The organism is Candidatus Eisenbacteria bacterium, assembly GCA_026388185.1.
Classification (GTDB): Bacteria; Eisenbacteria; RBG-16-71-46; order JAFGJU01; family JAFGJU01; genus JAPLKG01.
Window position 1 is genome coordinate 102,271 of the sequence record JAPLKG010000020.1, and the last position, 11,707, is coordinate 113,977.

An 11,707-nucleotide genomic window follows, 5' to 3' on the forward strand; every position below is an offset into this window, starting at 1 on the left:
GAGTGGGACGAAACAAAAGAAATCTGGCCCGTGGAGATCTAGGCCTTGTTCTTGTTCTCCTTGCGGTTCTGCCTTCTCTTCTATTCTTGGGATGCGGTCAAAAGATCGGCAAGCCCGTGGAGACCCCCGGTGGAGGCGTGTCTATTCCCGACCAGTACGCACTGGCGTACGAGTGGAAGAATTTTCCCGGCACGACGGACATCGTCGTGACCACGGGTGGATTCGTATACGTTGCACAGGAAAGCACGACCGTGGCCGGATACAAGACGTTCTCGCCTCAGAGGCATCCCCTTATCAGCGATCTGACGGGGCTTTTGAGGCCGGTCTACCTTGCCGAAGGCGTCAACGAGGAGATATATGTCGCGGACGTGGGGGACACGTCCGTGAAGAGATTCTCGCGTTCGGGCGGCGCTCCGATTCAAGTCGTGAGGGACACCGCTTGGACACAGATCGGCGGCATCGCCGTTGACAATCAGGGCTTCCTGTACGTCGCAGATAGACAGAGAGAGCTCATATGGAAGTACAGACCTTCGGGAGAAAGAGATTCCTCTCTGGTACATCCTATATTGGGCACCCCGGGTCTCCTGACCGAGGGAGGCGAGGGGCTAGGCTACGTGCGCCGTCCCGGAGGCATGTGTTTTGACGGGCTTTATCTCCAGGTGACCGACACCGGCAAGAATAGGATTCAAAAATTGATCACGGACGAATTCGCCTTGAACGTGCTTGTCGTGCTTGGACCTTCACCCTCGGATCCGTTCAGCTCGCCTCTTGATTCTGATGCCGACGCCGACGGGAACGTCTACGTCGCCGATACCGGAAAGAACCGGGTGCTCCAATACGACAACTCCGGTACTCTTAAGAGGACTGTCACGTGGGACTCGACCGTCGTGATTGGTCCGCCCCCGGCGGTGGCCGCCAGGGACAAATGGGTCTACGTGGCTGACCCCGAGCATAGCAGAATACTTATCTATGAATTGAGGTAGTAGAGAACATGGACCGCTGGAAGTTCAAGCTCATTTCGACCGCGAATCTGACTACCGTTTGCAGGAAATCCGTGCTTACGTCGAGCGTTGTTCTTCTTGCTTTGAGCGTCGCCTTCCTGCTGCACGCGGATTGCGCGCTTGCAACCGATGCGCATGACGCTCCCTCCTGGCTTGAGCAGGGCGTGTATCCCACCACGGATCTTTCCGATTCTGTGAGATACGACATCCGCGTCCACGACGCGAGCAGGATAGGAATGACCGTGACGAACTACGGTTTTCTGGGAAACAATTTCATCAACAGAAGCGCCTCGCTTGAATATCCTCTTGGTTCGACGGTTGATCATCTCATCAGAGCGGGTCTGTGGGTAGGATCGATAGACTCCCAGGGAGACACGCTGGTGACCACGGGCACCGTTGACGGCTATTGGAATACCGCCAGCGCGGGCGGGGTCGAGTTTGCTCCCGCGACCCTGGGGATCGAGCAAGTTTCCGCCTTGTCCAACAGCAAGTACTATAGCACCGGGGCGTATTCGGAGCAGGACTTCATAGCTTTCTACAGTGACTCCTTTACCGCAACCAGCAAGCCGACGAACCACGTGACGCAAGGTCTTCTTGTGAAGCAAAGAAGCATGGTGTGGAGCTATGAGTTTGCCGACGCTTTTGTGCTCATTAACTTCACGGCGAAAAACATAGGCGAGAGCACGCTGCTTGACATGTACCTCGGGATGTACGGGGAGCTCGCCACGGGGAAAAAGAGCCAATACCAGACCTGGCCGCCTAGCGGATGGTTTAACAAGAAAGACATAACCTACTACGACACTCTGAGGATGGTTTCCGAGCATCATTACACGTTCGACAGTGGGAGGGCCACTTCTTGGGGGGCCATAAAACTCCTCGGCGTGAAAGTGAATGGCGATACGCTGGATCTTTCGACAAAGACAACTTCATTCAACTGGTGGGGTTGGGACCCGGGTGCGACGGATAAGGACGAGGATGTGGAGCGCTATCTACTCATGAGCAACGGTCAGATTACCTCGACCGCCGGTTCCGAAGCTCCTGCTTATGACGCAGTTGAGCTGCTCTCGATCGGACCAGTTGCGGCCTTGGGGATCGGAGACTCCCTCGAGGTGGCGTTCGCCTTTATTGGAGGAGACGATGAGGGGAACCTGATCGCGAATGCGAATTGGGCACAAAAGGCGTACGACTTTAACTTTGTCTTGCCCACGCCTCCTCCCTCACCGCTTCTCAAAGTAATCCCCGGCAAGGGCAAACTCACGCTTCACTGGGACGACTCTCCGGAGACAGCTCTTGATCCAGTGACCGGGGATCAAGATTTCGAGGGATACAGAGTCTATCTGAGTTCAGACAACGAAGATTTCGACACGATAAGACAGGTGGACATCGTCGATACCGCGGGATTCAATACCGGCCTCGAGCAATTGGCGGACCCCACCGAGATTGATGGTACGACCTACAAATACAAGCTGGTCCTCGACGGTCTCAAGGACGGTTTCAGGTACTGGGCCGCCGTCACTTCCTACGATACGGGCACGCCCGACGTGCCCAGCCTTGAAAGCGGGAAGCCGCAGAACAAAATCCTTGCCATTCCCGGCCCGGAGGAAGCAGAGGCCAGAGCGAGCAAGGCGCTTGTCTTTCCTAACCCCTACAGGGTGCGCGCAACGTGGGACGGCGAGTTCTTGCGAGACAGATACCTTTGGTTCACCAACCTTCCCAGGAAGGCCGTCATAAGAATCTACTCGCTTGCGGGCGACCTCATTGACGAAATAACCTTCGACGGTGACACCTACAAGGCCGAGGGCGCCAGGGGCGTTTACAACCCCGGCTCTGACCCGGAAGGCAGAGGTGCCCCGCTTCTATCCGGCTCCATGTATGCGTGGGACGTTATCTCAAAGAGAGATCAAGCCGTGGCCACGGGGCTTTACATCTTCGTTATCGAAGATAAGACTTCAGGCCCGACGCACGGCAAGACGGAGACAGGGAAGTTCCTCATTATAAAGTGAGAGCAGGAAGCTGAAAGGCTCCACGGAACAGGAATGAGATTATGTTGACACGGTCGCCGCAACACAAAGTGACGCAAAAGAGAATGCTGCTGGTTCTGGTGGCGGCAAGCATGCTTGCCCTGGCTCTCGTCTCAGGGTGCGAGAAAGATCTCGGGAAAATGCATGCCAATCGCCTGCCCGAGACGGGCCTCTTTCTTGAAGGTCCTCTTGACACCGTCCAATATGCAGTGAAGCTTTTCTGGTGGGGTCGGGACAGCGACGGAAACGTCATAGGATTCTATTACCGGTGGACGTGTACGGATCCTGCGTCCTTGCCCGACACCAACTGGGTGTTTACCACCGCGAACAGCGGGGAATTCATTCTCCCGGTTCCCAGTGGCTATGCCGTGCAGACCTTCTGGGTGAAGGCCGTTGACAACGCCGGGGAAGAGGATCCGACGCCCGCAACGCTGGATTTTCCGCTACGGAACGAAATGCCTTCGGTTACGTTCAACCTCGGTTCGCTGCCCGATACGACTCTGCCTGCGGCGACGTTCGCGTGGACGGGAACCGATCCTGATGGGGACAATACCATCGCTTACTACGTGTTGTGGCTGACCGGAAAAGAAGACTCTCCGGTCATCGTCGCGGGTTCGGACACGACTCTTGGACCCGACTACATCGACAGCTACGGCAACAAAACTCTGAACGTGAGAGCAGTCGACGAGGCACAGGGCGCAAGCCCGACGATTTCGCACACGTGGAATGTGATAGCACCGGTTGGAGACGTTCTTCTTGTGGACGATGTGCCCTCGACCGTCGCGGGTGCGCCGGCTACCGACGCATTTTACCGCAGCCTGCTCGATTCTCTTGAGGGTAGCGGTCAATACACGGTTTTCGACCTGGGAAATGCAAGCAGGGTCAAATCGGCACGAGAAGTGAGTTACGTTCTGCCGCTATTCAAGGAAGTTACGTGGTACGGTGACACTCGTAGTTCCGCTTCGAGTGCACTGACGATGGGAGAGACCGGCATCTCTGAGTTTCTTGATGGGGGCGGCAAGATATACCTGGAAGGAGTTGCCCTTCTTGGAACCGGAGGCAGCCTGTCTTATTCGTTCGCGGCCCAATATCTCGGCATAGACAGTCTGCGCACAAGATACATCTCTCAGAGCATCCCTAAGTCCACCAACTTCGACTTTACCAATGGGTGGGTAATACGGGGCAACAGCTCGTTGGGGTTGGACTCGCTGAAAGTAGTGGGAATTTACTCCGGATGCGAGATCATGCATCCCAGCGCCCAGGCAGAGCCGTTATACTATTTGCCGTCCGGCACGGTCACCGGACAAACTGGGGACTGCTACGTCGGGACGCTGTTGCGTGGGGGAGGCTTCAGCTCGGTATGCCTTACCTTCCCCGTTAGAAGGTGCAGCGGATTTGGCAACGCGCGGCAGGAAGTGGCGAAGCTGCTGACCCTGCTGGGCGTGGGCCAATAGCCGATAAGATTCGGCCCGGGTCGACAACGCAATTGCGAAGCCTACCCGGGCCTTTGTCTGTCGCGTTCCTCCAGACTAACGTCCTCTCTATCGCCTCTTGCTTTTCTTCTTCGTGTCGCCTTTCTTGAATCTGCTGGGAGTCATACCGACGTATCTTCTGAAGGCGTTGTAGAATGTTGACTGGCATCCGAAGCCGAGCTTGGGATACAGCTCTCTTACGAGAGACGGGGCGCCGCCCTTCAGCATTGTCTTCGCCTTCTCGACCTTGGCCCTGTTCACATACTCCCAGATCTTCACGCCCGTCTCGCGCGAGAACGTGCGTGAGAGATGTTCTCGACTCACCCCGAGTGCATTGCTTATGTCACTCGACGTCTCGATCGACAGCAGGTTCTTCTCTATGTAACCTGCCGCCTTTTTGACAACGGGTGAGAGCTGAGACGAGAATCGGACTCCTGGCACTACGCTTCTTGCCGTGTTCATGAATTTCTGCCGCTTCTTCATGTTGAAACGTCCTCCATGTTTGGGGTAAAAGACCTACGTAACACCACGGCTAAACTAACAACCCAAAACCTCTTTGTCGAATTCAAGAACGATCCAGTGACGGAACACATCCGATCCGTAAGTCCTGTGGCGTTAGTTTTGAGAGAGCAGCGCGCCTAACTGCTCCAACCACAGACTACATTATTCCAGTTCTATGTCAAACAAAAAGATACAAAAATGATGTAGCTTAGTGATATTTTTGGTCGCAATCAGGTGATTTCTCCCTATGTGACCCCTTTTCCTTGGCGTTTTCTGGCTGAGACTTTTCTTGCCATAGCCTTTGGCGTAGGCTAAATTAGTACAGGTTCGGAAGGAACCTCGCGCCGGATAGGCGGGCCGTCCCGAGAGGATTTGGAACAATGGAACGATCGGCCGGAGGGTTTAATGTCCCTGGTGAGATTGCCTGACGATGTCGTGATTACCGGAAACAGCAAGATCTTTCTTCTTGTGCTCGATGGAGTTGGCGGCATTCAGCACCCGCGCTTCAAGAAGACCGAACTTCAAGCCGCCCGCAAACCCAATCTTGACGCGCTCGCCTCTGAGTCTGTGTGTGGAGTGCTTGACGCCGTCATGCCCGGCATTACGCCCGGGAGCGGTCCGTCACACATGGCGCTGTTCGGCTACGATCCGCTCGAGCACAACATAGGCAGGGGAATCCTCTCCGCGTTGGGAGTGGATTTTCACCTCACAGGGAGAGACCTTGCCGCCAGGGCCAATTTCGCCACGGTCGACGAGAAGGGCAACGTCGTGGACAGAAGAGCCGGCAGGATATCGTCCGAAGTAAACGGCAGGCTCTGCGAGAAACTAGCCCGCTCCGTCAAGCTTCCGCACGACGTGAAGCTCTTCATCCAGACGGAGAGCGAGCACCGAGCCGTGGTCGTATTCAGAGGGGAGGGTCTCACCGGAGACGTATCGGACACCGACCCGCAGAGGTTGGGAGTCCCTGCCCTGGAGCCGGCGGCGCTCAGCCCCGAGGCGTCGAGAAGCTCTGAGATCGTGCGCTCCTTCCTAAAACAGGCGAGTGAAATCCTCGAGAGTGAGCATCCGGCCAACGCGATACTCCTCAGAGGGTTTGCGACGAAGAAGCCGTTCAAGTCTTTTCGCGATCGGTTCAAGATCGAGGCCGCCGCCGTGGCGAAATATCCGATGTACAGAGGCCTGGCGCGGCTCATAGGAATGGAGGTGCTCCCCGCGTGCGACGACATGGATGCCGAAATAGGTCTTGTCGAGCGGGAATTCCAGAAGTTCGACTTCTTTTACATTCACGTCAAGAAGACGGACAGCTACGGAGAAGACGGTAATTTCGAAGACAAGGTGAAGACCATAGAGCTGGTTGACTCAAAGATACCCTCGCTTCTTGCTCTTTCCCCCGACGTAGTCGTCGTGACTGCGGATCACTCAACTCCTTCTGCCATGAAAGCGCACAGCTGGCATCCGGTGCCAGTGCTTCTCTGGGCAAAGACGTGCAGGGTGGATGACGTTGTTCATTTTGACGAGATAAGCTGCGCGAAGGGTGGAATCGGCAGGATGCGGATGGTTCATTTGATGAGCCTCATACTTGCACACGCGGGAAGGCTCACCAAGTACGGAGCGTGAAAGGAGAGCTTACTTTGCCAGACGAAAAGAGTATCGAAGCGGCAATCGAGCGATGGCGCCGGGCGGCGGAGGACAATCCCTTCGATCCGCGCGCTCACTACGGCCTGGGAGTGGCGTACGGGCAGAGACGCATGTACCTTGAGGCCATAGCGGAACTCAGAACGGCCTCGGAACTTGCCCCCGACGATTGCGACATCAGGTTGGGGCTGGGTCTCATGTACAGCCAGGCAGGCTTTCCGGAGGAGGCAATAGAGCAATTGAACGTCGCAGTCTCTCTGGTGCCTGGCGACGCCGATGTTCACGCAAGTCTCGGTCACATCTTCATCCAGGCCGGCCGTTTTGACGAAGCCATCGCGGAATTGAAGCAGGCGGCCGCGGCGAGACCGGACGATCGAGAGATCTACTACACGCTGGGAGATGCTTACTGTTACAAGGGAATGTACGACGAGGCGGCGGCCGAATATCGAAAGGCGATGCGGGAATTGCAGCTTGAGTCCTTCAGGCAGCAAACCGGCACCCAGAAACAAAGCAGAGAAAAAGTGAAAGCCAGGTTGGAAAAACCATCCAAGGAGGATGAGGAAAGGAGGAACGATTAATGGGCAACAGGAGACCGCTCATTGCGCTCCTGGTATTCTTTGGAGTGCTCATTGCAGCCGCAGTGTTGTTTGTTGCTATGCTCGTTGGAAAGACACCGGAGGTCAAAGAAGGCAGTTTCCTGGTTGTGTCGCTCGGAGGGACTCTGCCCGAGGAGGCCACCAGTCTTTTTGACATGCCGCTTCTGGAAAAGCAACAGATCACACTGAAAGACGTGCTTGAATGCTTGGACAAAGCGAAAATCGACAAGAGAATCAGGGGCGTGGTCGTGAAGATCTCGCCCTTCTATTTCGGGTGGAGCAAGACCGAGGAGATAAGAGACAAACTGGTTTGGTTCAAGGAAAAGACTCACAAGCCTGTTGTTTGTTACCTCATCTCCGGAGGCGACAAGGAATACTACCTCGCATCGGCGTGCGACAAAGTGTACATGCCGGAAGCCAGCGATCTGTTCGTAGACGGCCTCGTGTCCGAAGTGACGTTCCTCAGGGGGACTCTCGATAAACTGGGCATCACGCCCGACATGGAGCACATCGGAATTTACAAGAGTGCCTCTGACATGCTGACTCAGAAGACCTTCACCGAAGCCCACAGAGAAGTCGCAAACGCAATGCTCGACGACTACTTCAACAGGCTCGTTGATGCGATCGCGAAGGCGAGGGGCTTCAAGCCGGAAGAAGTGCGCAAGCTGATAGACGAAGGTTCGTTCACCGCTCCGGAAGCGCTTCGCGCGGGTTTGGTTGACAGTCTCATCTACGAAGACGAGCTGCACACGCTTCTCGGCGTCAAGAAAGAGGCCGAGTTCACGACGGTTTCCCTCGAGGACTACGTGCGCGTGAGGCCGGCTTCGCTCAAGATCGCGCGGGGCCCCAAGATCGCCGTCATATACGCCGTCGGTACGATAACGGAAGGGAAGAGCTCGTACAGTCCTCTCTGGGGAAAAACGCTGGGTTCCGACACGATGGTGGAAGCCTTGAGAGATGCGAGGAAAAACAAGGACATCAAGGCGATCGTCCTTCGCATAGATAGCCCGGGTGGGTCGGGTCTCGCTTCGGACATCGTGTGGAGAGAAGTCAAACTGGCGGAGAGAGAGAAACCCTTCGTGGCCTCGATGTCCGACGTGGCGGCTTCGGGCGGCTACTACATCGCCATGGCCGCAGACACGATTGTTGCCGAACCAGGGACCGTCACGGGTTCGATCGGGCTGGTGAGCGGCAAGTTCGGGACGAAAGGACTATACGACAAGCTTGGGATGAACAGGGAAATAGTGACCCGCGGCGCGAACGCCGCGATGTTCTCCGACACGCGGAGCTTCACTCCCGCGGAACGGAGAAAACTCCTGGAGCAGATGTGGGAATGGTACATCGCGTTCGTGCGCAAGGTTGCAGAGGGCAGGGGCATGACGGAGAAAGAAGTGGACGGCGTTGCGCGAGGTAGGGTCTGGACGGGGGCGCAGGCAGTCGACGTAGGCCTTGTGGACGTGATCGGCGGGCTCGACCGCGCAGTGGAGATAGCGAAGGTGCAAGCGGGTATACCCAAAGATTCTCCCGTGACGCTCGCCATCTATCCCAAGAGAAGAGTGTCCGTCCTTCAAAGAATATTCAGGAGATTCTCGTCCGAGGCTTTGCTCAGGACGGCCGTGGAAGGGACCCTTGGGGGAGTTGTGGGGGGCACTCTGGACGGGGCTGTGGCGGGGGCCACGACCGGGCTTCCGTCCGACTTGAGAAGCGTGCTCGAGCCGCTGCTCGCACAGAGGCTCATTCGCCCGGGAAAGCCCTACTACCTGATGCCGTATCGCGTGGAGATAAAATAGGAGGTAAGCGATGCGAGCCTCAAATACGTTCCGCGTTTTGACAAACGCGACCGTCGTTTTGGTTCTGCTCGTCTCATGTGTCATGGTGCTTGCGGTCACTGCAACTACGTCCGCAAGGGCGGCGTCTCCCGCGATGGCGCCTGCCACGACGGGGTCTGCTGCGATGGCGTCCGGCGGCGCGGTGAATGTTTCGAAACAGGCGAATTCTAACGCGGCCGCCTCCAAGGAAAGGGTGAAGATGATGCTAAAGAAGATCCATTGGCTCGGTCACGATTGCTTCCGAATAGACACCGAGAACGTCATCTATCTTGATCCCCTCGAGCTCAAACAGGGAGCAGCATCCGCAGACATCATTCTCGTCACGCATGACCATTTCGACCACTGCTCGCCCGCGGACGTTGCAAAGATTCAGAAGAAGGGCACAGTGATAGTGACGACCGCCGATTGCGCAAAGAAGCTCTCGGGAGAGACGAAGATTGTGAAGCCCGGCGACAAGATCACTGTCAAAGGTGTGACAATCGAGGCGGTTCCTGCGTACAACATTGACAAGAAATTCCATACCAAGGACAAGGGCTGGGTAGGCTACATCATCACGGTTGGCGGAACACGCATTTACCATGCCGGCGACACCGATCTCATCCCCGAGATGAAGACCTTCAAGGCCGACATCGCATTTCTTCCGGTTTCCGGCATCTACGTAATGACGGCAGAGGAGGCCGCCAAGGCAGCCGACGCCATCAAGCCTCAAATGGCGATTCCGATGCACTACGGGGTCATCAAGGACCTGGGGACCGACAAGGACGCCGCGACCTTCAAAGAGAAGTGCAGCGTGCCGGTGGAGATACTCAAGCTGGAGAAATAGGACGTCGTTTCCGGCGGTTACGGATTTACGTCACTGGCGACGACGAAGTGTACCCTGGTTTCACTCGAGGTTTGTGACATGTGGTCCGGTCGTCGGGGGGCTATTTCACACAGGCAAGACGAGAGGCCGAGTTTCGGTCATGGGCCTGGCCATGGGTTTGGCCGCGCTCCTGGCCGCACACATCTGCTTGCCCGCACAGTACTGCTCTTGACGATCTTTGTCCTGTCTTCTGCTTTTCTCCTTTCAACAGCATTGCCTGCCTTTACCGCCACGTGGAGTCCTGAGATGCAGGTGAACGTGGAGGACACCTCCGACGATTTGAACCCCATGGTGGTTGTTGACAGTGTAGGGACGGCTTGGGTGTTTTGGATGGGTATTGACGCTAGTCAGGGTGATTTTGAGATTATGTACTCACGTTGGACGGGGGAAGGTTGGACACCCGAGGAGAGGGTGCACCCGGACAACGTGCAGAAGGATGCGTGGTTGGGGGGAGCGTCCATGGGGCGGGACGGTATTCCGTGGGTGGTGTGGGAGCGGTATCGAGGTGGGACGTCGCCTTACTGTGACGTGTTGACGACGCACTGGGCAGGTGCAGGATGGTGTGAGCCTGAGACGCTGTATGCGGAAGGCGGGGAAGGACAGAGCTATGAGATGGCGTGTTTGGACACTAGTCTGGTTTGGGGAGTGATAAGTGCGTATGTCAAGAGAGGAACCGCGTATGATTGTGATCTTTTCTTCCGCAGTCGTGCGGATGGGGTATGGTCATCGTTGGAACACATAGACAATCCGGTGATTGAGGATTGGGATCCTGACATAGCGGTCTCTGGCTCGGGTGTGCCTTGGGTTGTGTGGATGGAGAGAGACGGAGGCCATACGCTTCACTGCATCTATCGGGGCGACACAAGTTGGTCGGAGTCCCTTCTTTCCATTAAGGGCCGTGGTCCTTCGATATGTTTCAGTGGCAGTGAGGGACCTTGGATAGTGTACTTTGACAGCACTTCTGATATTTGCGGTGCCTTTTGGGATGGTGAGGATTGGAGTTTCAGTGGTCCTATTCCTTTGCCGTATGCGACTTCGGGTGAGTGGGACTACAAGCCCATGATGAGCGGCACTGTGGACGGTGGGCCTGTAGTAGTGTGGCCGAGGGCGGATCATAACAACGTGTATCGGGGGGACGTGTACGTGAGCCGGTGGGCGGGTTGTTGGTGGAAGGGAGAGGAGTTGGTGACCGAGCCTGACAGCGAGCTTGTGGCAGTAGATGGGTGGCCAGATGTTGGCGTAGGTACGGGAGGTCGGGTGTGGGTGGTGTGGGAGCGGCAAGTTAGTTCCGGTGGTTGGGACTATGACATCTGGGCTCGGTATTCGGATGATTTTCTGTCCGAGCCGTGGGTCAAGGGTTTCAGCGCTCGTGTAGAGGGAGAGCGGGTGGTGGTTGAGTGGAGCTGTCGGGGACAGGTGAGGTTCAAGGTGTACCGTGCAGAGTTGGGACGGAGGTATCGATACTGGTTGGATGTGGAGTCGCCTTTTGGGGAGTTGTGCGAGGAAGTGGGACCGGTGTTGGTGAAGCCGTGTGAGGGAGGAGTGAGAGTAGGCTTTATTGGAGTGAGGCCCAACCCGTCAGGAGTGGGTTTCATGTTGGGTTATTACGCGGGGGCCAGGAGAGAGGCGGAGTTTGAGGTTATGGATATATCCGGGAGGTTAGTGAGGCGTATAGAGTGTCCAGGGGGAGAGGGAGAGGTATTGTGGGACGGTAGGGATGAGAAGGGTAAGGAGGTGAGACCCGGGGTCTACTTTGCTCGTTTCTTGGCAGGAGGGCGTGCCAGAGGTGG

Annotated in this window: 9 protein-coding genes; 8 read left to right on the plus strand and 1 reads right to left on the minus strand. The window is 56.3% G+C overall.

Annotated features, from left to right (window positions below):
- Nucleotides 1–2: 2 nt before the first annotated feature.
- The 3 genes from NTX17_11060 to NTX17_11070 are packed head-to-tail and all read left to right on the plus strand — an operon-like array spanning nt 3 to nt 4,476.
- Nucleotides 3–983, plus strand: coding sequence for an NHL repeat-containing protein (locus tag NTX17_11060; GenBank protein MCX5801907.1), 981 nt, complete (start codon nt 3–5; stop codon nt 981–983).
- Between the two features lie 8 nt (nt 984–991).
- Nucleotides 992–3,004 carry a hypothetical protein gene (locus NTX17_11065; GenBank protein MCX5801908.1) on the plus strand — a complete coding sequence of 671 codons (2,013 nt, stop codon included), beginning with the start codon at nt 992–994 and terminating at the stop codon, nt 3,002–3,004.
- A gap of 41 nt (nt 3,005–3,045) precedes the next feature.
- Nucleotides 3,046–4,476: a hypothetical protein gene (locus NTX17_11070; GenBank protein ID MCX5801909.1), complete on the plus strand. Its 1,431-nt coding sequence runs from the start codon at nt 3,046–3,048 to the stop codon at nt 4,474–4,476.
- Between the two features lie 87 nt (nt 4,477–4,563).
- On the opposite strand, the gene NTX17_11075 is transcribed toward NTX17_11070, so the two are convergent.
- Nucleotides 4,564–4,977 carry an AraC family transcriptional regulator gene (locus NTX17_11075; GenBank protein MCX5801910.1) on the minus strand — a complete coding sequence of 138 codons (414 nt, stop codon included), beginning with the start codon at nt 4,975–4,977 and terminating at the stop codon, nt 4,564–4,566.
- Between the two features lie 423 nt (nt 4,978–5,400).
- Here NTX17_11075 and NTX17_11080 point away from each other — a divergent pair, with 423 nt between their 5' ends.
- From NTX17_11080 to NTX17_11100, 5 genes are all read left to right on the plus strand, one after another.
- On the plus strand, nt 5,401–6,612 hold the full coding sequence (locus NTX17_11080; GenBank protein ID MCX5801911.1) for a 2,3-bisphosphoglycerate-independent phosphoglycerate mutase: 1,212 nt from the start codon (nt 5,401–5,403) through the stop codon (nt 6,610–6,612).
- 14 nt (nt 6,613–6,626) lie between these two features.
- Nucleotides 6,627–7,208 (plus strand): tetratricopeptide repeat protein, encoded by a 582-nt coding sequence (locus tag NTX17_11085; protein MCX5801912.1) that lies wholly within the window; start codon nt 6,627–6,629, stop codon nt 7,206–7,208.
- On the plus strand, nt 7,208–9,016 hold the full coding sequence (sppA, locus tag NTX17_11090) for a signal peptide peptidase SppA (GenBank protein ID MCX5801913.1): 1,809 nt from the start codon (nt 7,208–7,210) through the stop codon (nt 9,014–9,016). The genes NTX17_11085 and sppA overlap by 1 nt, the downstream gene beginning before the upstream one ends.
- 241 nt (nt 9,017–9,257) lie before the next feature.
- Entirely contained in the window at nt 9,258–9,878 is a 621-nt protein-coding gene (locus tag NTX17_11095) for an MBL fold metallo-hydrolase (protein ID MCX5801914.1), read from the plus strand.
- A 285-nt stretch (nt 9,879–10,163) separates the two neighbouring features.
- A partial coding sequence (locus NTX17_11100) for a hypothetical protein (GenBank protein ID MCX5801915.1) occupies nt 10,164–11,707 on the plus strand: 1,544 nt, incomplete at its 3' end.